The following is a 23,449-nucleotide window of genomic DNA, read 5'->3' on the forward strand; positions in this document are numbered from 1 at the left end:
CATAATGAGAGCATTGAAAACAGAAGTAAAATACAGAGAGTTTCACAGAATCAGATACGCAAATACATTCTAAAGGGAGAATCGGATAATCCTAAACTAGCGGAACTGTATAAGTCCTCACCGCAGATTAAAGAACTTTTTAAGCGTGTGTCAGAATTTCAGAGATATGATTAATGGGAACACTTATGATAAGGATATTAGAAAGTGGATTGAAAAAGCGAAGGCAACACGGAATATGGCACTGACGAACTTTGCATATGGTATTGAAAAAGACTGGGAGGCAGTACAGGCAGCTATTGATATCCCCTTCAGTAACGGATTACTGGAGGGGACAGTGAATAAAATTAAAGCGGTAAAAAGACAGATGTACAATAGGGCAGGAATTAAACTACTGAGAGCGAAGATTATTTATTCACAATAGAAGAAGTACCACCAAATTTGACGAAGAACCGTAAAGATATGAATTGTTCTTTAACTTTCAAAAAATAATGCATAAATATATTGTCTTTCAACATTATATTGTGAGACTGTAATTATATGCGATGAAGAAATAGTGGAGGTATGGTGTCTTGTAGTTCTTGTATGGTATCATATTTTGCTTGATTTCGAGTCTTTTTTCAGAAAGAAAATGTATTAAAATATTAAATGATGTCTCATGAACTAAAATCATTTCTAGTTTGTTTTAATAACGCTGGAGTATTTTCTATTTTTGTTCACCTAAATAAGTTTTGATAGAGTCAAAATAAAACAATCATTTAATTACGTATGCTAATAACCATTATTATTCTCGTTCTTTCGGCTGTCTTTTTCGTGAACGGCAAGGTTCGTTCGGATATTGTGGCACTGTGTGCACTGATAGCCTTACTTATTTTTCAGATATTAACTCCTGATGAAGCACTTTCCGGTTTTTCTAATTCGGTAGTCATTATGATGATCGGATTGTTTGTAGTGGGAGGGGCTATCTTTCAAACGGGATTGGCAAAGATGATTAGTTCCCGTATTCTTAAACTTGCGGGAACCAGTGAGATCCGGTTATTTCTGTTGGTGATGTTGGTGACTTCGGCCATTGGTGCGTTTGTCAGTAACACAGGAACGGTGGCACTGATGCTTCCTATTGTTGTCAGTCTGGCAATGAGTGCCGGTATGAATCCGAGCAGGCTGTTGATGCCGTTGGCTTTTGCAAGTAGTATGGGAGGTATGATGACTTTAATCGGTACTCCGCCGAACCTTGTGATACAAAATACGTTGACTTCTGCCGGACTTGAACCGCTTTCCTTCTTCTCTTTCCTGCCTGTCGGCATTGTCTGTGTGATTGTCGGTACGCTGGTATTGATACCACTTAGCAAATGGTTTCTTTCTAAAAAAGGCCAGAAAGATGATAATAAACGTTCGGGTAAGTCACTGAAACAGTTGGTAAATGAATATGGGCTTTCCAGCAATCTGTTTCGTTTGCAGGTAATAAAAGATTCCCGGCTTTTGGGCAAGACGATTATTGACTTGGATATTCGTCGCAAATATGGTTTGAATATCATGGAAGTGCGTCGTGGTGATGCATCGCAACATCGTTTTCTGAAAACGATTACCCAGAAGTTTGCTGCACCGGACACGATGTTGCAAGCCGAGGATATTTTGTATGTGACAGGAGAATTTGATAAGGTACAGCTTTTTGCAGAAGATTTCCTGCTAGAGATTTTAGGTGACCATGCAACGGAAGAAACAAAAAGTACGACTAATTCGCTGGATTTTTATGATATCGGTATTGCTGAAATAGTATTGATGCCATCCTCTAATTTGATAAACCAGACCATTAAAGAAGCTGGCTTCCGTGATAAATTTAATGTGAACGTATTGGGGATTCGTCGTAAAAAGGAATACTTATTGCAAGATTTGGGGAATGAGCGTATTCATAGTGGTGACGTGCTTTTGGTGCAAGGAACATGGAATAATATAGCCCGTCTTAGCAAAGAGGATTCTGATTGGGTTGTTTTGGGACAACCTTTGGCGGAAGCGGCTAAAGTTACGTTAGACTATAAAGCTCCGGTGGCAGCTGCTATTATGGTGTTAATGGTGGCAATGATGGTTTTTGACTTCATTCCGGTTGCTCCGGTTACAGCTGTTATGATAGCGGGTATATTGATGGTGCTCACGGGATGTTTCCGCAATGTAGAAGCGGCTTATAAAACGATTAACTGGGAAAGCATTGTATTGATTGCAGCCATGCTTCCTATGTCTCTGGCATTGGAGAAAACGGGAGCTTCGGAATATATTTCCAACACATTGGTGAACGGCTTGGGATCATACGGACCGGTTGCATTGATGGCAGGTATTTATTTTACAACTTCGTTGATGACGATGTTTATTAGTAATACGGCTACCGCTGTTTTGCTTGCTCCGATTGCTTTGCAAAGTGCCATACAGATTGGAGTCAGTCCGGTTCCTTTCTTGTTTGCTGTGACGGTAGGTGCAAGTATGTGTTTTGCTTCTCCGTTCTCTACACCGCCTAATGCCTTGGTGATGCCTGCCGGTCAATATACCTTTATGGATTATGTAAAAGTGGGATTGCCGTTGCAGATTATTATGGGAATCGTGATGATTTTTGTATTACCATTGATTTTCCCCTTTTAGTTTTTAATTTTTATCCTTTTAATAAGGAGATGAAAGAGCTCGGTATTTTGTAGTTGTAGTGCTTTGTAACACTGGATCTTTGTCGTTTAATTGAGAGTTGCATAGAATCTGCAACTCTTTTTTTTGATTGCATATTGCATATTTGTACTTCTAAGCTTTTAATATTCAATAATGTAATAGGTCGTTTTTTATTGGGAGTAATTAAAGCCTTATCTTTTAAAAGATGTTAACCGTAGGTCGAAAAATACAACTTTATCCGTTTCTTATTTGTAAATACAACTATCTTTGTACATTCATTGCTGATTGTTGATTCGTAATGATTTTTATTTTTTGTGCAAATAAAGCAAACTTAAGTATTTAAAGATTATGAAACAAAGCATTGTAAAAATCTTCACATTTTCGTTGTTAGTATCTTCTATCAGTTTTATTAGTTGCGTTGATAATGAGAAAAATCTGTTTAATGCAGATCAACTGAAACAAATTTACGAAGAAACTTTTCCTGTAAAAAACATCGACTCTGATGGTGATTGGACAATGTCACGAAGTGTAACGGCACATGTGTCAATCAATGGGGATCAAGGAGTAGATTATAAGATACAGATATTTGATGCCGATCCATTAAGCCCGGAAAGTACAGCAAAACTCTTAGCGGAAGGAACTGTCACTCAAAGTATGACTTTGGATGTGGTGATGGATTGCGCAACATCTCTTGATAAAGTGTTTGTTGCGCGTATAGATGAACACAAACGTTATCTGGTCCAACCGACAGCGATTGAAAATGGTACAGTGACAGCGCACTTTGGAGACAAAGGTACGCCAACACGTTCTATATCACGAGCTGTGATGACTAGTATACCAGTCATGGAAGCTCCTTATACAGCCGATTTTATTAGTGCTAAAAAGGCAATTTCTACTGTCATTCAGGCTAATTGGGATCTTTCTGCAAAGTCTGGCTGGGGTGGAAGTTATGGTCAATTTCCTGTTTTTACAGAAAGTGAGCGTTGGTTTAAGATTCAGGAAGGAACTTTTAAAGCTGGATTTAGTGCAACTGGAAATAGAGATGGAAAAATAAGTGCTGTGAAAGTAATCGTTCCTCAAGGAAGCACATGGGTTATAGAGAATAGTAATCAATTTTCTGATATTACAGAAATTATCGTTGAGAATGGTGGAAAGATAGAGATTGCTAAAAATGGGAGTCTGATATTAACGCGGGCTTCTTATATAACTGTGATGCAGGGAGGAAGTATTGTTGGTGACAGAGGTATTCAGATAACAAATAGTTCGGCTGGGCGTACAAACTATAATGCGGGTACGATTGATTGTGACTTTTTGAAAATTGATGGAAGTGGAAACGGAGTTGATTTTGTGAATTATGGAACACTTAAACTGAATTCTTATAATGCTTCTACAAATGGTACGACATTGATAAATCATGGAACCATTGAAGTCGAAAATATAGATGGCAACAATAATACTAATATTAAAAACGGTTGTTATCTGAAAGCTGGAAAATTACAATTTGGTACGCTTGTTATGGGAAATACTTCCGAAGCTATTTGCAAAGAATTGACGGGTAATGGAAATGATAATAATATCGTGATGGAAGCACAATCCATGTTGACTTGTACGGGCAAAGCTAATTTATTCAGAACAGTTTCCGGTCCGACACAAGGAACTGCCTTATTAAGAATTCACGAAATAGATAATACTTCCGGTCTGGCTCAATCTGCTTCTAAAGTAAGTAATAATATCATTTGTGAAATAACAGATCAAACATATAAAGGCGAAGCACATTATAACTGGTCTCCTTTTGCATGGCTAGTAAATAAGGGATTACAGCAAGGTGCTACCTATTGTAATCCGGGCAAAGCAGAATTTATACTTCCTGCTGACGGTGACTGTGTTAAAGAAGGGTATAACTCTGATGAAAAACCGGATGATGTAGAAATTCGATATGCAGTTTATTCTTATGCTTTCGAAGATAACTATCCGAAAGCAGGAGATTACGATTTCAATGATATTGTGTTGAATGTAACTTTGCCTGCAGCCGGTAATGATGTGAAAGAACTAAAATATAAAATTGACCTTCGGGCAGTTGGTGCCGTGAAACAATTAGGTGCTGGTTTGAGAATACGAGGAATAGACAAAAATAATGTGGAAGAGATAAGTTTTGGTGCAGGCGCTGCTCAACGTACCGGCTCATTAAATTCTGGTATATTTGAAAATGCATCTTATGAAGCCAATGGCAATGAACTTGTGATTCCTTTATTTGGAGACGCACATTATGTATATGGATATACAGGAGCACAACGCCCCATGTTGAATACTGGGAATGCTAGTACTCCTCTTACAGATATATATACTCTTGAAGTGAACGTCAAACTTAAAAATGAAATATCCGTCCCTAGTGTGACAGATGGTTTAGACTTCTTCATTGCTTATCAGGGGATAGGTCAAAAGAGAACAGAAATCCATTTGACTCATTTTAATTCGGCTACGGCGAATGGACAATTGGCGGATAATGAGGTGCTTGAGGTAATCAAGGCAGTTAATAATACATGGGCTTTGTGTGTTCCTGATAAATTTGCTTATCCAACAGAAACAACAGTGATAACGAACGCATATTCTAAATTTGCAGATTGGGCACACGATCAGAGCTCAACTACTGATTGGTATAAGACAGTTAGTAGTGATAAAGTGATTCAGTACTAAAACTATTAAAGAGAAATATTGCAAACAGTTTTATTCGAAAAGAACTTGTGTGCATTGATTATGGGGAGATTGTAGGGAAGTAAGTGCTGCCTTAATGCTCCCCTTTTTTATGTAATTACCCATTCGATGACAAAGTAAATACATAAAGTTTTAGAATCTCTGATTATTCTGACGATTGTTCGTGTAATCAAGGGTTTTGCTATCTCTCATGTTCTATCATTCTTCTCTATTAGCAGGAAAATCCCCATGATTTATTGAAAAACAATGCCTTTATTGCGTAAAGCACCGCATATTTACATCAAAAGCGCCGCTATATTTGTAAAAAACATAAGGATAAAGTAAGTAAAAGATGCGGATAATGTCATCAAAAGCTATGGATGAAGTAAACAAACCATTGGGATAGTGTCGCTATATCGTAAATGTTGTTAGAATTTCCTACTTTCTTTCCATTGATTTTTCTATTTGGGGCTTTGATAATGGTAAAAAGAAAAAAGTAAAAGGGAACTTTATTAGTACATGTGATGCCCGTTTGATTGTAGAAATGCTGTGCGCGTATTAAAATGTATATATATCATGCTTAATTGTAGAATAGTGAATTGAATAAAGCCCTCTACAGTGGCAGAAAAATTTTACTTCAGCCAAAGGGAGGAAAGAAGCGATCCCTGATAGATTAAGAATTACAAAGTGTCAGTAGTATCTTTTTGTAAATTCAAATTTCTCATGTTGAATGTTTTGTAACTGCAAAGATACGAAGAATGGTAACTATATTGAATGATAGTTGCTTAATATCATAGCAGGACCGAGCTCCAGAGATGTACAAATCAGGCGATTTAGGTTATTCAACCTTAATTCGCTTTTTTCTGCATCACTACTATCTGATTAAACCGTTTTTGTGACGGAGTACCAACTACAATTTCTTTTGGAGGAAATCGCTTGTCGAACTCATTAGCAGCAGATTTATCAATCTGATATATTTTATCTTCTATATAACGGCCTTTTACATTGGCTAAAGCATTATCATATAATTCACAAACATGAAGAGCAGTAGCATACATATTGTCTTCAGTGCGAATCCCTAATGTTTCGGCAGGAATGAATCCTTGTCGGAGATAATAATCCGGGTCACCACAAAGTAAAATAGCACGAAATCCCATTTCGGAAGCTAATTTTTTGGTAAGTGCAATCATTCTTCCTCCGATACCTTGCTGTTGGTATTCGGGGAGGACAGAAATGGGCCCCAGGCTCAAAACCTCATATTGGTTACCGTCATCTGCCATGATAAATGATTTGAGGCAGACAACATTACCGACAATCTTGTTATTATGTTCTGCAACAATATCGAGCTCCGGCACAAACTTAGGATGGTTACGCATAATATGAAGGAGGTAATGTTCGTCACATCCCGGAGAATAATGATTCCAGAATGCTTCCCGTGTAATGTTTTCGGTTTCATGATAATCCGAAGATTGCTCAATTCTAAGTTTTATATCCATATTGTTTCAAATATATAGTTGCACAAATATAAAGAACAAAATCCGAATACCTAACTCTTTTAAAGATGAATCTATACATTATAGCAAGATGAGACAAAAACTCCCGATACTAGTATATCCAGACTTAGTATCAGGAGTTTTTTATATATTCATTCATCGAGATTGCGGAGAATCAGGCCTGTTCATGTTTTGCGTGTACAAGCTGTCTATAATACCGTCGGACAGTCCGATGGTAGGTACAATAATTCCGGTAGCTTTTACATGAGTAGCTATCTCGAGAAATATCTCTGCAGCAGGAACAATAACATCGGCCCGGTCCGGTTTCAACTTATATTGCTTAATACGTTGTTCGGTAGAGAGGGCTTTTAATGTTTCATATATATCTTGCAGTGATTCGATGGGTAGGAGAGACGCTTTTTTGTCTTTCTTGTCCGCTAAACGAAATAACTTATTAATATTTCCTCCCGAACCGATGATGCTGATAGGGGTATATTCTGTGGCAAGCCCTATCAGGTCAGTGCGCAAAGCTTCCTTTTCTTCTTCCTTTACCATACCGCTAAGCATACGTACCGTACCTATATTATATGAACGGGAATTTTTCAGTTCACCGTTGCTGATGAGATTAATTTCCGTACTACCACCTCCTACATCTACATACAAGTAATTTTGTCCTGAAGCAAATAACTGTTCGATATGATTGTCGTAAACAATATGCGCCTCTTCCTGCCCGTCGATGATTTCTACACGGATACCCGTTTTTTTGACGATCTGCTGAACGATATCCTTGCCATTACGTGCATCACGCATGGCAGAGGTGGCACACGCACGATAGTCTACCACATCATATATCTTCATTAATTGTTTGTAGGCTTTCATCAGCCGAATCAGTTTCTTCTCTTTTTCTGTAGAGATAACCCCCACAGTAAAGGCGTCTTCTCCCAACCGTAACGGAATACGGATGAGCTGTACCTTACTCATTAATTCGGGCGCATTCTCCTCGTTTACACATTTTATCAGCAGCCGCACCGCATTAGAGCCTATATCTATTGCCGCATAATTAACTTTCTTCATACTTATCATAATGTATTCTTGTATTCGTTATATAATTTTTCTTGTGAGCGGAATGGGACACTGTTCTCTTCCCGTTCTTTTTCCCGGTTCTCGCCTGTACCATCCACAATTCTTCCTTTTGCCGTATCCCGGAATCCGTAGCAGACAATTCGTTTTAAATCTGCCTGGATTTCTTTATCATAGACCGGTGCCGCCACCTCAATACGATTATCCAGGTTGCGAGGCATCCAGTCGGCAGAACCAATGTAGTATTTTTCTTCTCCACCATTGGCGAAGATGAAAATGCGCGAATGTTCGAGATAACGGTCGATAATACCATTGATGTGTATATTCTCGCTGATACCCGGAACGCCTGTCACTAAAGAACAGTTACCGCGTACTACCAGTTCCACTTGAACACCCGCTGTTGAGGCTTCGTATAGCTTTTCAACAAGTGCACGGTCAGTAATATGATTTACTTTAGCAAGGATATAAGCCTCTTTTCCCTGTTCCTTATTTTTTATCTCTTTGTTGATAAGCGCAATGAATCGTTTACGCATATCATTGGGAGAAACGAGCAATTCTTTGAAATCAACAGGAGTATAAGGCTTTTCGATAAAATCGAATACGGCATTGACTTCCCGGACAATGGGACGGTGAGCAGTCATAATGGTATAGTCAGTATACATACGTGCATTTCCTTCATGGAAATTTCCTGTACTGATGCAGGCGATATCTCCGTGCCGAGTGCCGATATGCAGCAATTTAGAATGAATTTTCAAACCCTCTACTCCGAAAATAACATGAATCCCCGCATCCTGCATTTTCTTGCTCCAGTTGATATTAGACGCTTCATCAAAACGTGCCAACAGTTCGATAACTACTGTGACTTTTTTCCCGTTTTTGGCTGCACTGATTAAAGCCTTTATCACTTTGGAGTCTTTAGCCAAACGATAAAGCGTCATCTTGATACTTTTTACTTCTTTACTGATAGCGGCTTCTCGCAACACACGGATGAAAGTATCGAAACTATGATAAGGATAATGTAAGGAACGATCTTTCCGACGAATCAAAGTGAGCAGACTTTCCATGCCATTCAGTTCAGGCTTGAAGATAGGTTCCCAAACAGGATATTTCAGTTCATGATGACCGCAAACCGGAAATTTCATCAAATCCTTGAAATTGTGATAGCGTCCTCCGGCTACACGCGTGTCATTCTTATCCACGTTCAGGCGGCCGGTCAACTTTTTCAGCAAGTCTTTAGGAATTTGTTCGTCATAGACGAAACGGATCGGTTCCCCTTTCTTCCGGCTTTTCACACCTTTGGAAATCTTCTGAAGTACCCCTGTCCGCAGATCACTGTCAATTTCCATTTCGGCGTCTTTAGTGAATTTGAAAGTGTACGCCTCATAATCTGTGTACTTCATGCCAACAAAAATCATCGGCAAACAATAGCGGATCACGTCATCAAGAAACATGAGATATGTTTTTCCATCCGAATCAGGTAATTGAATAAAACGGCCGAAGTCTCCGGTCGGCAGTTCAATCACTGCATAGTCTTTCTCCTTTATCTTTCCCGTTTCATCTTTGCGCAGCAGACGGATGGCAAGGTAAATATCCTCATCTGTCTGATCGTCCAGCGGGCGGGTTCCATTGAGGAAAAGCGGATTGGTAGAACCATTCAGTTTGTTGCGATAGAAAGAAGTGACGAATGCTTTCTGTTCGTCCGTCATTTCCGCATCTTTGATGACGTAGATATTCTCTTTCTTCAATTCCTCCATAATGGAAGCGAATATCTCCTCAAACTGCTTGTAGTAACGATTGTGCAGCTTTCCTATTTGTTTCAGAGTGCAGGCGGCGGTTTCTTGTTCTGCTTGTATGTTTTTATCGGCATATTCTACGATCCGGTTCAGAGTCGCTACACGGACACGGAAGAATTCATCCAGATTATTTGAATAGATGCCAAGAAAAGTGAGTCGTTCCAGCAGTGGCACTTCTGGACGGGCGGCTTCTAGCAGAATACGTTGGTTGAAGTACATCCAACTGATGTCACGCTCTACATAAGGGTATTTCTTTTTTATTTCGCTTTGTTTCATTGTGAAAAAGGAACTGTTTAAAATTTCTGCAAAAATATCAATGTGAGATGTAATCGTCATAACGATATTATTACGAACTTATTACAATGTTTATTTGTTATTTTTATATATCAGTAGAAACACTTATATTCGCAAAAGTATTGGAACAGACTCGGTTAAAAAATATAGAATTTATGAAAACAATGAATTATTCCCTTATTCGCATTCTCTTCGCACTTGTGATTGGATTGGTACTCGTGATTTGGCCCAATGCGGCTGCCAGTTATATTGTCATTACGGTAGGTGTTGCCTTCTTGATTCCCGGTGTTATCAGCCTTTTTGGCTATTTCGGCCGGAAAAGACCGGAAGGTGAAGCAGCTCCCCGTTTTCCGATAGAAGGAATCGGTAGCTTATTATTCGGACTTTGGTTGATTGTGATGCCTGAATTCTTTGCAGATGTCCTGATGTTTTTATTGGGATTTATCCTGATTATGGGAGGAGTGCAACAGATTGCTTCTTTGTCGATGGCTCGTCGGTGGATGCCCGTTCCGGGAGCTTTTTATCTGATTCCTTCGCTGATTCTTATTGCGGGTATTATCGCTTTGTTCAATCCGACAGGAGCGCGTAATACTGCATTTATAATTATTGGTATCAGCAGTTTGGTTTATTCTCTTTCCGAATTGATAAACTGGTTCAAGTTTGCCCGTCGCCGCCCGAAGGCTCCGGTTATGCATGACGATGATGATATTGAAGACGCAAAGATTATCGAATAAAAAAAGAAGAGGACTGCTTCACAGCACCCCTCCCCGCAAACTTAAAACAACCAACAAAAGAAATAGATAATTTCAATAACAGTGAACGGCTAACGGTGAATTTTCTGCAATGATAATGCAGTTTGTTCACCGTTTACTGTTTATCGTTCACCGTATTTTTTTCTATCTCACAAATAACAGTTCCCTGTATTTTGGAAGCGTCCACATCTGATTGTCAACAATCAGTTCCAACTTGTCGATGTGATAACGGATTTCTTCTAGTGCCGGGACAATCGTGTCGTGGTAGGCAATGGCTTTTTCCCGTTCGCTTTCTATCTTGTTTGCAACCTTACGAGCCTCAATCATTGCATCTACATGCTCCTTGATGAAAGCTGTACGGTCGGCAATCTCTTCAATAAGCTCCAGGTTCTTAGCAGACAATTTCGCTGCCTTTTCTGCTGGGAAAAGAGATTGCATCTTATAGACATTATTAATTAAGTCCGTCTGGTATTGAGTGGCAACCGGAATGATATGATTCATTGCCAAGTCACCCAATACACGTGCCTCAATCTGAATCTTCTTCGTATAAGTTTCCCATTTCACCTCGTTACGGGCTTCCAGTTCTTTCTTGGTCATTACACCGGTAGCTTCGAACATGGCAATTGTTTCCGGTTTCAGGTAATTGTCGAAGATAACAGGAACACTGGTTTCGCAATCCAGTCCACGACGGGCAGCTTCTTTCTTCCATTCGTCACTGTAACCGTTACCGTCGAAATGAATGGCTTTACATTCTTTGATATATCCGCGGATGATTTCAAGAATGGCGGAAACTTTGGGTTCTCCCTTTTCAATCAACGCATCCACGTCCTTTTTAAACTTCACCAATTGATTTGCTACGGCCGAGTTCAATGCAATCATGGCAGAAGCACAGTTTGCTTCGGAACCTACGGCACGGAACTCAAAGCGGTTGCCTGTGAAAGCAAATGGAGAAGTACGGTTACGGTCTGTATTATCGATCAGTAATTCAGGAATCTGCGGAATATCCAACTTCATTCCCTGTTTACCGCTAAGGCTGATTAAATCATCTTTCGTACTGTTTTCGATATGATCCAATACCTGCGACAACTGTTTTCCAAGGAAAGAGGAGATAATTGCAGGAGGTGCCTCATTCGCTCCCAGACGGTGGGCATTGGTAGCACTGGAGATAGAAGCTTTCAGTAGTCCGTTATGATGATAAACTGCCATCAATGTATTGACAACGAATGTAACAAAACGCAGATTGTCTTCCGGAGTCTTGCCCGGTCCCATCAATAAGATACCTGTATCAGTGCCCAAAGACCAGTTGTTGTGTTTACCCGAACCATTGACACCTTTGAACGGCTTTTCATGAAGCAGTACACGGAAACCATGACGGCGGCTTACCTTACGCATTAATGACATAATCAGTAAGTTATGGTCATTAGCAAGGTTACACTCTTCAAAGATAGGAGCCAACTCGAACTGGTTCGGGGCAACCTCGTTGTGACGAGTCTTAACAGGAATACCTAATTTTAACGCTTCAATTTCAAGGTCCTTCATGAAAGCGGCTACGCGGGTGGGGATAGCACCGAAGTAGTGATCCTCCAACTGTTGGTTTTTGGCACTGTCATGTCCCATCAAAGTACGACCGGTCATTAGTAAGTCCGGACGTGCGGCATACAATCCTTCGTCTACCAGGAAGTATTCCTGTTCCCATCCTAAGTAAGCAACTACTTTTTTCACTTCCGGATTAAAATACTGACATACGGCTACGGCTGCTTTATCTACAGCACGCAATGCCTTCAGTAAGGGAGCTTTATAGTCAAGAGCTTCACCGGTATATGCGATAAATACAGTCGGGATGCAAAGTGTATCATCCACGATGAAAGCAGGTGACGAGGGGTCCCATGCGCTGTATCCGCGAGCTTCGAATGTATTACGGATACCGCCATTCGGGAAAGAAGAAGCATCCGGCTCCTGCTGTACGAGCAGTTTACCTGTAAATTCTTCCATCATACCACCTTTGCCGTCATGTTCAACGAAGGCATCGTGCTTTTCTGCCGTACCCTCGGTCAGCGGTGCAAACCAGTGCGTGTAATGAGTGACACCCATTTCGATAGCCCATTTTTTCATGCCGGCAGCTACCTCGTCGGCAATGCTGCGATCTAGCGGAGCACCATTGTCAATTGCATCAATCAGTGCATTGTATACCTTACTGGGAAGGTATTTGAACATCTTTTCCTTGTTGAATACATACTTGCCGAAGTATTCCGAAGGACGTTCGGCAGGTGTTGCTACCTCAACAGCCTTTTTCTTGAAAGCTGTCTCTACTACTCTGAATCTAAGTTTTGACATAATACCTAATTTGATTTGTTGTTAAATATGTTAGAGCAAATAATTTTCTCTGTGTGGTTCCCGGGAAGGCGGTCAGGCCCGCCCGGGATAAATCTTTTTAATCTATATAGCCTAATTCACTTACTGATGAGTAGACTTACTTTTAATTATAAGTAACTTAGTTGTAAGCAGATTCACCGTGTTCGTAAATGTCAAGACCTTCTTCTTCGACACGTGCCGGAACGCGAAGTCCGTGAATCTTATCAAGCGTTTTGAAAATGATGAATCCCATGCCTGCTGCCCATGCACTTACTACCAATGCTCCGAATAGTTGTGCACCGAGGAATCCGAAACCGTATCCATAGAATAAACCTTCACTGGTAGAGAACAAACCTGTGAGAATTGTTCCTAAAAAACCACACACACCATGTACAGAAGATGCACCTACCGGATCGTCTATTTTTAGAAACTTGTCAATGAAGTCAACGGAGAATATCATTACGACACCACATATCGCACCTATTAAGGCTGCTCCTGCGGGAGATACTGTGTCACATCCTGCTGTGATACCTACCAGACCTGCCAAGATACCATTCAGTGTCAATGACAGGGATGGTTTTCCATATTTCATCCAGCTCACCAACAGAGCAAAGAAACCACCGGCACAAGCAGCCAGGTTCGTTGTCAGGAATACGTGGGAAATAGCGATTGCGTCGGCTTCGGTTGCTGCTGCCAATTGAGAACCGGGGTTGAATCCGAACCATCCGAACCAAAGAATGAATACCCCCAGTGCAGCAATAGTCAGGCTATGGCCTGGGATAGCTTTTGATTTGCCGTCTTTACCATATTTACCGATACGGGGACCAAGAATGGCAGCACCTACCAAAGCAATCCATCCACCTACAGAGTGAACGACTGTAGAACCGGCAAAGTCATGGAATGTAGTGCCGAAGTGACTCATCATGAAAGAACCTTCTTCACCGTTCATCAGCCAGCCTCCGCCCCATGTCCAGTGACCGGATATCGGATAAATCAGTACACTGATAAAGATGGTGTAGACGATATACATGGAGAATTTTGTTCGTTCTGCCATGGCTCCTGATACAATTGTAGCTGCTGTCGCACAGAATACGGTTTGGAATATGAGGAATCCTTCGGTTGGCAAACCATTATTAATGAAAGAAAGGTCGCAGAAGTGAGGCATTCCGATGAATCCGCCTGCGCCGAACATCAATCCGAAACCGATAAACCAGTATAGTAAAGAGCCGAACATGAAGTCTACAAAGTTCTTCATCAGAATGTTGGCAGTATTTTTCACTCTGGTAAAACCTGCTTCTACTAATGCAAATCCCGGCTGCATGAAGAATACGAGCATTGCTGCAAGCAACATCCATACAGTATTTAATCCAAGAGCTAATTCACCAACCGTATCGGGAGCTGCTGATGCTTCTTCGGCAGGAGCTGCAACGACTTCGGTAATTGTTTCTGTAACTGCTGCAACTGTATCGGCAGCGGCTGCGTTTTGTGCCGACATATCAGTAGTAAAACAGCACAAAATGAATATAGTAGTGGCTATCCACAACTTTACGAAGCTATGGCTTTTATATTTTGTATCCATAATAATTATCTTATTTTATACCTATTATTTATTAGTGATGTTGTAAACCTCTTTATAAACGTTATAATCCGCAAGGAAACCTGGGAGCGGCACCTTGCCGCTGCCGATTAACGTTCTTGTTCTGCATTGTAGAGGGCTATGTCACCACGTTCGGCAGTGCGTATCCGGATAGCGTCTTCGATAGGAATGACGAAAATACGTCCGTCACCGATTTCTCCGGTCTGTGCAGCTTTGATGATAGCCTGCACTGTTTTCTCGGTATTTTTGTCGCGTACGACAATAGAGATCAAAATTCGTTCAATGGTGCTGGTGTCATATACTACGCCACGGTAGATACGTCCTTGCCGTGCTTTTCCAATACCTCTTACATCGTAATAAGAGAACCATTCGATGTCCGCTTCGAGTAGGGCGTCTTTTACGTCCTCGAATTTGGTTTTACGGATAATAGCTTCAATCTTTTTCATATACCTTAAATATTAGTGTTGACCTGTAAAAGAAAGAGGTATAGGGTGTGGCAGCCATAGTAGGTTACCATACAACAAACCGATAAAATCTAAACTCTAACTACCTGATCCCTATACGCTCTTTGATATTCTATATTCTCTCTCTTAAAAACTTAATCCGAATGCGAAGTAGGCTCCTTCTGTCCGTGGATTGACAGATACCTTGGCAAATGCCGGAACGGAGAAGGAATCTGTGATTTTGATATCCTTGGAAGCTCCGAGACTTACGTCTGATACGCAGAACCCACTTGTATAGCCATTGTAGAAAGTTGTCTCCCAAGGAACCATACCTAAATCTACTGTCCAGTCGAGACCTCCCAATTTGAATGGTGCGCTAAGTGCGAGGTAAGAAGAATAAGCCCTTTTGCCATTTTCTTTCACGCCGTCGGCACCTGCAAAATTTGTATACCAGTTGACTGCCAGTGGTCCGAAGTCATATCCGACTTGTGCTTCAAATACATGAGCCGTTGAATGAGCTCCGTATTTAAAATACTTGTTAGTTGCAAAGATCGTTTCTCCATCATCGTCTATGCCAGTTTCTACTTGGGTATTAAACCAATAATCCGTCACTGAAACGCTAAAACCGCCTATCGAATAACCAAGAGTTAAATCGAACTCTTTTGTGTCCGTCGATTCGAATCCTACCGATCCCCATGCTCCGAGTGAGAAACCTTTGTAAGAGATTTCCAGTGAGGGTTGAACGCTCACTCCGCCTAAATCCTGGCCGCGCCAGATGTAACCACTTACCAGATCTGCTCCAACGGAAGCTTCTACCTTATCTTGTGCCATCATTGTAGACGGGACAAGCCCTGACAGTAATAATGCTACTGTTATTACCCTCATTTTTTTGTTAATCGTCGTTTTCATCGTCTTTTTACCTTTAATAGTTAGAAAAATGTGGATGTACGGTCCATGTATATAGTAGCGCGCGAAATACTATCAAGTAAATTGAAAAATCACTGGTTATGAATAGACTAGGAGAAGTTATTCAAAATTCTTATAGCCAGTTTTTTATTCTTCTCATCGCTTCGATACAGTCGTTGCGTTCGCCAAAGGCAGTCAGGCGGATATATCCTTCACCGCTTGGTCCGAAGCCTACACCGGGGGTACCGACCACATTGGCTTCATACAACATCTGTTCGAAGAATCTCCATGACGAAAGCCCGTTCGGAGTTTTCACCCATAAGTAGGGAGCGTTGACTCCTCCATACACTTTCAGTCCTGCGGCTTCCAATCCCTCTTTCATAATTTGGGCGTTGGTCATATAATAGTCGATTGTTTCTTTAATCTGTGCTTTGCCTTCTGCACTGTAAACGGCTTCTGCTGCCCGTTGGGTAATGTAAGAAGTACCGTTGAACTTGGTGCACTGGCGGCGGTTCCACAATCTGTTGAGCGGTATGCGGTCGCCTTCCAGAGTGGCGGCGGTGAGTTCTTTCGGAACCACGGTATATCCGCAGCGTACTCCGGTAAATCCTGCCGTTTTTGAAAAACTACGGAATTCGATCGCACACTTTTTAGCTCCCTTAATCTCATAGATAGAGTGGGGGACATTTTCGTCCTGGATATATGCTTCATAAGCGGCATCGAACAGAATCAATGTATCGTTTGCCAATGCATAGTCCACCCATTTCTTCAGTTCCGGTTTGGTTAAGGTTGTTCCTGTCGGGTTGTTCGGATAGCAGAGATAAACAATGTCTATCCGTTTGTCTGGAATTTCCGGAATAAAGTTATTCTCACTTGTGCAAGGCATATAAGTAGCATTACTCCATTTACCCGTTTCTTCTTCCAACACTCCGGCGCGTCCGCACATGACATTGCTGTCTATATAAACCGGATAGATGGGATCTGTAACACCTACGCTATTGTCATGGCGAAGAATATCGCCTATATTTCCGGTATCGCTTTTGGCACCGTCACTGACAAATATCTCGGATGCCGAGAAATGAATCCCACGTGGAATAAAGTCATTTTTTATAATTGCTTCAATCAGAAAATCATATCCCTGTTCAGGACCATATCCGCGGAATGTATCCTTGCTGGCCAGCTCTTCTACCGCTTTGTGCATGGCTTCGATACACGCTTTCGGAAGCGGTTGGGTGACATCACCGATACCCAACCGGATAATATCCTGTTTAGGATGTGTTATCTTGAAGGTATTTACCTTTTTCGCTATGTCCGAGAATAAATAGCTTCCCGGTAACTTCAAAAAATGTTCGTTTACTAATGCCATCTTGTTATTGTTTTAAGTTCTGCAAAATCTAATACTCAATACCTGATACTTATTACTTATCCTCAATCTCCCCATCGAAAACTTTGGTTGCCGGTCCGGTCATTAATATATGTCCGGAGATTTCATCCCATTCAATGGTGACTGTCCCTCCATCCATGATTACATCGCTTTTTCTTCCTGTAAGTCCGTTGATGAAGGCGGCTACTGCTGTGGCGCAAGCACCTGTCCCGCAAGCTTGAGTGATTCCCGATCCTCTTTCCCACACCCTCATCCGTATGGTGTCTTTGCTGACAATCTGTGCAAACTCCACATTGGTTCTGTCGGGAAAAAGAGGATGATTCTCCAGTTCAGGACCGATTTCCGGTAAATTAATCTGGGTGATGTCCTCAACAAATGTGACGAGATGCGGATTACCCATTGATACTTTGGTCGACCGGAAAGGATACTTTCCTCCCCACTGAATCTCTTCTGTTTCCAACGGGCTACCCATGTCTACGGTGACTGCACTAACTGTTTTTCCCTCTACATGCAGTTTCAGGATTTTTATTCCTGATCGTGTATCCAGCGTAATTTCTGTTTTGTCAGTCAAGCCGTATTCATATACATATTTGCCTACACAACGGCTTCCGTTACCGCACATCATAGCTTCCGAACCGTCCGCATTGAAAATGCGCATGCTGAAATCCGCTTTATCAGAGACACCAATCAATATAAGTCCATCACTTCCGATTCCTGTATGAAACTTGCTCCATTCGATTGCCTTCTTTGCAGGGTCGGCTATCGGATATTGGCTTGTGTCTACATATATGTAGTCATTTCCCGCTCCATGCATTTTTGTGAACTTAATCTTTGTTGTCATTTTGATTTATATTTGTTGATTGTTGTAACCTTTTGTTTTATTACGATGCAAAGATATGACTTTTTGCTTTATATTTTACTAAAAAGTATATCTAATATCTATTTATTTTCTTCAAACTTATAATCGCTTTATATACGGCCACATTTAGTTATAATTTGAAATTATACCTGTTTATATATTAATAAACTGTTATTTGGATGAATTGTTTTGCATATTCTTCCATAATATATGAAAAATATTTAGCCTTGATAATCGGTGAAATCAGCTATAAAAACAAGAAATATATCCTTTTCCTTTTGACGATATGAAAGTGAAAACCCCTATTTATCTATCATATTGCTCACCGGATATGCTGAAGAACCTTTTTCTGTGTTCATTGTTTTAGCACTATCATTAATATAAAAACGTAGAGATATGAATATAGAGAAACAATTAGAAACAGCAGTTAAGACCAACCATTTGGTGTTGGTAGTATTTTATGCCGACTGGTCACCTCATTATGAGTGGATAGGTCCTGTGCTTCGGACTTACGAAAAGAGAACTGTAGAATTGATAAGAGTGAATGCTGAAGAAAATAGAACAATAGCCGATGCGCATAATGCAGAAACAGTGCCCGCCTTTCTTTTATTGCATAAGGGACATGAATTATGGAGACAGGTAGGAGAGCTTACGGTAGGAGAGCTGAAAGAGGTATTAGATGATTTCCAGTAAATCGTTTGTAATCTTTTATTGGCATATATGAAAATGACCTTTTCTTTTTCAGATGAAAAAATGAGTGTTCTTAATATGCTGGTATTTAGTTTGTTATAAAAGCTCATTTTTCCTTTAAAAGAAACGGGTGGTTCCTTTTAAAGGAACCACCCGTTCGACACCGAGAAACATCCTGTTTCTTTTAAAGGAACGAGCTGTTTCTTTAAAGACGGATATTAAATAGTTTACTTTGTAATGATTTTATCTTATTGATGTTTTTTCAGTTCTTCTTGTAAGATGACTGGTTCGTTGGTGGTAATGAAATCTACTTTCTGTTCGATCAGCGATTTCATATCTTCCACTTCGTCCACAGTCCACACATTTACTTTCAAGCCGAGTTCATGAGCTTCTTTGATCCATTCGGGGTGTTTCTTAATCACTCCCATGTGATAATCAAGACCGGCAGCACCGAGTTCCTTTAATTCTTTGGGAGACAGTTCCCCGTTAAGGTAAAATACCGGAGTACCGGCAGGAGCCAGGCGGATAAACTCTTTCATGGCATGCAGGGAGAACGTGATATATTCCATGCGGTTTTCCAGTCCCATTTTCTTCACCATGGCAAGGATTCCCTGTACGGCTTTGGTTTCACGTTTCTTGTTACTATGTGCTTTCAGTTCGAGAATCAGTCGGGTATTACAGTTTTTCCCGGCTTCCAGATATTGTTCCAGGCTGGGTAAGTTTTCTCCGTTGGATAATTTAAGTCCGGTCAGTGCGTCACCTTTGGAATACTCCATCGGTCTCATCTTGTATACAGGATCATGGTTGACCACCAACTTGTTATCCTTAGCGATCCATACGTCAAATTCTGAACCGTAACAACCGATGGAATCTGCTTTTAGAAGTGATGAAATACTGTTTTGTGATGATCCCGGAGTTTTCCAGAATCCACGGTGGGCTATCACTTTTGTCTGTGCCTGCATACAGCAAGCAACCATTAGAAGGGCAGAAGCCATCATCATTTTTTTTAAATTCATTTGTTTGGTCTTTTAAAAGTTTGATAGATTTAATTTGGTTTGGCCTCAAAATTATAAAAAAGAAAACGCAAATCAGACAATAATATGCTAATCTGCGTTAATCCTTGAGATTTTAAAATAGAAATGTTACAAAAGAATAACAGAAAGAGCAGATTCTGTTATTCTTATCAGTTAAGTATAGGCCTCTTCGTGTATTCCTCTCACCGCACGTCCGCTAGGCTCATTCAGATTCCTGAAAGCAATATCCCACGCCAGCGCTTCTGCTGTGGAGCAGGCCACACTGGGAACACTGGGTACGGTGCGTGCTGCACTTTCACTGGGGAAATGCTCTTCAAAGATACTGCGATAATAGTATTCTTCTTTATTTTGTGGCGTGTTGATAGGGAAGCGTTCGGCAGCATGTTCCATTTGCTGATCGCTCACAGCAGCAGCTGTGATTTCCCTCAATGTGTCAATCCATGAATATCCTACACCGTCACTGAACTGCTCTTTTTGTCTCCACGCCACACTTTCCGGTAACATCTCGGCAAAGGCTTCGCGAACAATCCGTTTCTCAATTTCCTTTCCGGGGCACATTTTAGCTTTCGGATTCAGGTTCATGGCTACGTCGAGGAATTCTTTATCAAGGAAAGGAACACGTCCTTCTACTCCCCATGCTGACAAACTTTTATTGGCGCGGAGGCAATCGTACATGTGCAACTTTGAAAGTTTACGTACTGTTTCTTCGTGGAATGCCTGTGGAGTGGGAGCCTTGTGGAAATACAGATAACCACCGAAAACTTCATCGGCGCCTTCACCGCTCAACACCATTTTGATACCCATCGATTTGATGACACGTGCCAGTAGGTACATGGGAGTGGAAGCGCGTACCGTGGTTACATCGTATGTCTCGATGAAATAAATGACATCACGCAGGGCATCCAAACCTTCCTGAACAGTATAGTTTATTTCGTGATGGACAGTACCGATATATTCAGCCACTTCACGTGCTTTAATCAAATCGGGAGCACCTTTTAGTCCGATGGCGAAGGAGTGGAGTTGAGGCCACCACGCATCACTCGCTCCGTCTGTTTCTATACGTTTTGCCGCATATTTTTTGGCAATGGCGGAGATGACAGAACTATCCAACCCTCCCGAAAGAAGCACTCCGTACGGTACGTCACTCATTAACTGGCGGTGTACAGCCTCTTCTAATGCTATTTTCACATCAACGGTTTGTGCATCATTCTCTTTTACGGTTTCATATTCTGTCCAGTCGCGCGAATACCAACGTTTCATTTTTCCCTCTTTACTATAGAAGTAATGTCCGGGGAGAAATATTTCATATTTGTCGCAAAATCCTTCAAGGGCTTTCAACTCGCTGCCAAAGTAGATTTTTCCCTCTTTATCTTTTCCTATATATAAAGGAATAACCCCTATCGGATCACGGGCAATTAGAAATTCATCCTTTTCCTCATCATAAAGAACGAAAGCAAAGATACCGCTAATATCTTCCAGAAAATGGATGCCTTTATCTTTGTAAAGGGCAAGAATTACCTCACAGTCACTTCCGGTCTGAAAGTTATATTTTCCCGCATATTTAGCGCGAATATCACGGTGATTGTAAATCTCACCGTTGACGGCGAGCACTTGTTTACGATCGGGAGAGTATAACGGCTGTCCGCCACTTTGCGGGTCGACAATGGAAAGACGTTCGTGTGCCAGGATGGCACTTCCGCCTACATAGATTCCACTCCAGTCCGGTCCGCGATGACGGATCTTCTGGGCCATTTTCAGTGCTTTATCTCTTAGCTCTTTCGTTTGAACTTTGATGTTGAGTATACCTGCTATTCCACACATAACTTTAATTTTTAGAGGGGGTAATGTAATCTGTTGATTGTTTATTCGCTATTTCTAAGAAGCTGACTAGTTATTCTTAATTCGTTCCATAATTGTTATCGTTTAGTTCCACAACTGTTTTCCTTTAGTTCCATATCTGTTATTCTTTAGTTCTATAGATATGGAACGAACCGATAATAGCAATCGAGCTTCTTGTTGTACACTGTTGCAAACCTTATTGTATTAGATAAGCATCTATTTCCGCAGCAGCCTTTCGTCCTCCTGCCATGGCGCGTACTACTAAGCTGGCACCAGTCTCGGCATCACCGGCAAGAAATACATTCTTTGCAAATTTGGGTTGTTCCGGTTTCAGGAATCCCATCGCCAATAATACCATATCAGCTTCGATGACTTCCTTCTTCCCTGTTGGTTTCATCGTGGGACGTCCGCCATCTGCTGCCGGAATCCATTTCACTTCTTCCACTTCTACACCTGTCACTTTTCCATTCTTTCCGAGGAACTGATTGGAAGCCAGGCACCAGCGGCGTGTACAACCTTCTTCATGGCTGGAAGTCGTTTTGAAGACTGCCGGCCATTGTGGCCAAGGAGTAGCCGGATTGTAGCCGACAGGAGGTTTCGGCATGATTTCGATTTGAGTGACACTGACGGCTCCCTGTCTCACACTGGTTCCGATGCAGTCGGAACCAGTGTCTCCGCCACCTATCACGAGAACCTTTTTGCCTTTGGCATTTACCAACTTGTCTTTCGGGAAAGTCTGTCCTGCCAGAATCCTATTCTGTTGTGCCAGCATTTCGAGTGCGAAATGAATCCCTTTCAGTTCACGTCCCGGAATACTCAAGTCACGTGCAGTGGGGGTTCCGGTACAGATGCAGTAAGCATCGAATCCTTCCGGTAAATGATTAACGTCTATTTCTACTCCCATCTCAAACTGTATTCCTTCTGCAGCCAATATCTTCATCCGTCGGTCAATTACATTTTTATCCAGTTTGAAATTAGGAATACCGAATCGTAATAATCCTCCGGGCGCTTCATCCTTATCGAATAAAGTAACGCTATATCCTTTTAAATTCAGCTGATTAGCCACCACCAATCCAGCAGGACCTGCACCAATCACCGCCACTTTCTTTCCGTTTCTTTCCGGCGTCTTTACTTGTATATATCCTTCACGAAAAGCCGCTTCTACGATAGCTGCTTCATTCTCGCGAATAGTCACCGGCTGATCGCAGGAAAGTTTCAACACACACGATTTCTCGCAAAGAGCAGGACAAATACGTCCTGTAAATTCAGGAAAATCGCAAGTAGACGACAATACTTCGTATGCCTCCTTCCATTTTCCCCTGTATAATGCATCCTGCCATTCCGGTTGTTTATTTCCTATCGGGCATGCCCAATGACAGAAAGGTACACCGCAATCCATACAGCGTGACGCCTGCAATTTACGGCTGTTTGTATTCAAAGTCTGTTCTACCTGACTATAGTCAGCGATTCGCTCGTTTGCAGGGCGGTATCCCGCCTCTTGTCGAGGTATATTTAGAAATGCTTTAGGATCTCCCATCTTGTTATTTACTATTTGACGATTTACTATTTACTATTTCTAGACTATCTTATCATTTGCTA

Annotated in this window: 17 protein-coding genes; 5 read left to right on the top strand and 12 right to left on the bottom strand. The window is 41.3% G+C overall.

The window, feature by feature from the left end; translation table 11 throughout:
- Positions 1–166 precede the first annotated feature (166 nt).
- The 3 genes from HMPREF9010_RS26670 (at position 167) to HMPREF9010_RS01920 (ending at position 5,337) form a co-directional block, all read left to right on the top strand.
- On the top strand, positions 167–421 hold the full coding sequence (locus HMPREF9010_RS26670) for a transposase (protein WP_032536597.1): 255 nt from the start codon (positions 167–169) through the stop codon (positions 419–421).
- Positions 422–765: 344 nt separating this feature from the next.
- On the top strand, positions 766–2,625 hold the full coding sequence (locus HMPREF9010_RS01925) for an SLC13 family permease (protein ID WP_008651575.1): 1,860 nt from the start codon (positions 766–768) through the stop codon (positions 2,623–2,625).
- Between the two features lie 366 nt (positions 2,626–2,991).
- Positions 2,992–5,337, top strand: coding sequence for an LruC domain-containing protein (locus HMPREF9010_RS01920; RefSeq protein ID WP_008651577.1), 2,346 nt, complete (start codon positions 2,992–2,994; stop codon positions 5,335–5,337).
- 845 nt (positions 5,338–6,182) lie between these two features.
- On the opposite strand, the gene HMPREF9010_RS01915 is transcribed toward HMPREF9010_RS01920, so the two are convergent.
- The 3 genes from HMPREF9010_RS01915 to HMPREF9010_RS01905 form a co-directional block, all read right to left on the bottom strand.
- Entirely contained in the window at positions 6,183–6,830 is a 648-nt protein-coding gene (locus HMPREF9010_RS01915; protein WP_004303716.1) for a GNAT family N-acetyltransferase, read from the bottom strand.
- 153 nt (positions 6,831–6,983) lie between these two features.
- Positions 6,984–7,910 carry an exopolyphosphatase gene (locus HMPREF9010_RS01910; protein ID WP_004317877.1) on the bottom strand — a complete coding sequence of 309 codons (927 nt, stop codon included), beginning with the start codon at positions 7,908–7,910 and terminating at the stop codon, positions 6,984–6,986.
- Positions 7,907–9,976, bottom strand: coding sequence for an RNA degradosome polyphosphate kinase (locus tag HMPREF9010_RS01905; protein ID WP_032846627.1), 2,070 nt, complete (start codon positions 9,974–9,976; stop codon positions 7,907–7,909). Before HMPREF9010_RS01905 ends, HMPREF9010_RS01910 begins: the two co-directional genes overlap by 4 nt.
- A gap of 173 nt (positions 9,977–10,149) precedes the next feature.
- Here HMPREF9010_RS01905 and HMPREF9010_RS01900 point away from each other — a divergent pair, with 173 nt between their 5' ends.
- A complete protein-coding gene (locus HMPREF9010_RS01900; protein WP_004303713.1) occupies positions 10,150–10,728 on the top strand; it encodes an HdeD family acid-resistance protein in 579 nt (192 codons plus the stop codon).
- A 162-nt stretch (positions 10,729–10,890) separates the two neighbouring features.
- On the opposite strand, the gene HMPREF9010_RS01895 is transcribed toward HMPREF9010_RS01900, so the two are convergent.
- The 6 genes from HMPREF9010_RS01895 to dapF all read right to left on the bottom strand — a co-directional run bounded on the left by HMPREF9010_RS01895 (position 10,891) and on the right by dapF (position 18,269).
- Positions 10,891–13,080 (bottom strand): glutamine synthetase III, encoded by a 2,190-nt coding sequence (locus HMPREF9010_RS01895; RefSeq protein ID WP_004303703.1) that lies wholly within the window; start codon positions 13,078–13,080, stop codon positions 10,891–10,893.
- 157 nt (positions 13,081–13,237) lie between these two features.
- Positions 13,238–14,677 carry an ammonium transporter gene (locus tag HMPREF9010_RS01890; RefSeq protein WP_004311834.1) on the bottom strand — a complete coding sequence of 480 codons (1,440 nt, stop codon included), beginning with the start codon at positions 14,675–14,677 and terminating at the stop codon, positions 13,238–13,240.
- 107 nt (positions 14,678–14,784) lie between these two features.
- A complete protein-coding gene (locus HMPREF9010_RS01885) occupies positions 14,785–15,141 on the bottom strand; it encodes a P-II family nitrogen regulator (protein ID WP_004303701.1) in 357 nt (118 codons plus the stop codon).
- Positions 15,142–15,285: 144 nt separating this feature from the next.
- Positions 15,286–16,047 (bottom strand): hypothetical protein, encoded by a 762-nt coding sequence (locus tag HMPREF9010_RS01880; RefSeq protein WP_004303700.1) that lies wholly within the window; start codon positions 16,045–16,047, stop codon positions 15,286–15,288.
- A 130-nt stretch (positions 16,048–16,177) separates the two neighbouring features.
- Complete coding sequence (locus tag HMPREF9010_RS01875) at positions 16,178–17,410, bottom strand: LL-diaminopimelate aminotransferase (RefSeq protein WP_008651584.1); 1,233 nt, start codon at positions 17,408–17,410, stop codon at positions 16,178–16,180.
- Positions 17,411–17,462: 52 nt separating this feature from the next.
- Positions 17,463–18,269 carry a diaminopimelate epimerase gene (gene dapF, locus HMPREF9010_RS01870; RefSeq protein WP_008651586.1) on the bottom strand — a complete coding sequence of 269 codons (807 nt, stop codon included), beginning with the start codon at positions 18,267–18,269 and terminating at the stop codon, positions 17,463–17,465.
- A gap of 414 nt (positions 18,270–18,683) precedes the next feature.
- Here dapF and HMPREF9010_RS01865 point away from each other — a divergent pair, with 414 nt between their 5' ends.
- Positions 18,684–18,980, top strand: coding sequence for a thioredoxin family protein (locus tag HMPREF9010_RS01865; protein ID WP_008651589.1), 297 nt, complete (start codon positions 18,684–18,686; stop codon positions 18,978–18,980).
- A 245-nt stretch (positions 18,981–19,225) separates the two neighbouring features.
- On the opposite strand, the gene HMPREF9010_RS01860 is transcribed toward HMPREF9010_RS01865, so the two are convergent.
- The 3 genes from HMPREF9010_RS01860 to HMPREF9010_RS01850 all read right to left on the bottom strand — a co-directional run bounded on the left by HMPREF9010_RS01860 (position 19,226) and on the right by HMPREF9010_RS01850 (position 23,387).
- Positions 19,226–19,993: a glycerophosphodiester phosphodiesterase family protein gene (locus HMPREF9010_RS01860; RefSeq protein ID WP_004300081.1), complete on the bottom strand. Its 768-nt coding sequence runs from the start codon at positions 19,991–19,993 to the stop codon at positions 19,226–19,228.
- 171 nt (positions 19,994–20,164) lie between these two features.
- On the bottom strand, positions 20,165–21,832 hold the full coding sequence (gene asnB, locus HMPREF9010_RS01855; RefSeq protein ID WP_008651593.1) for an asparagine synthase B: 1,668 nt from the start codon (positions 21,830–21,832) through the stop codon (positions 20,165–20,167).
- A gap of 214 nt (positions 21,833–22,046) precedes the next feature.
- Positions 22,047–23,387, bottom strand: coding sequence for a glutamate synthase subunit beta (locus tag HMPREF9010_RS01850; protein WP_008651594.1), 1,341 nt, complete (start codon positions 23,385–23,387; stop codon positions 22,047–22,049).
- Positions 23,388–23,449: the final 62 nt, after the last annotated feature.

The organism is Bacteroides sp. 3_1_23, from assembly GCF_000162555.1.
Taxonomy (GTDB): Bacteria; Bacteroidota; Bacteroidia; order Bacteroidales; family Bacteroidaceae; genus Bacteroides; species Bacteroides ovatus.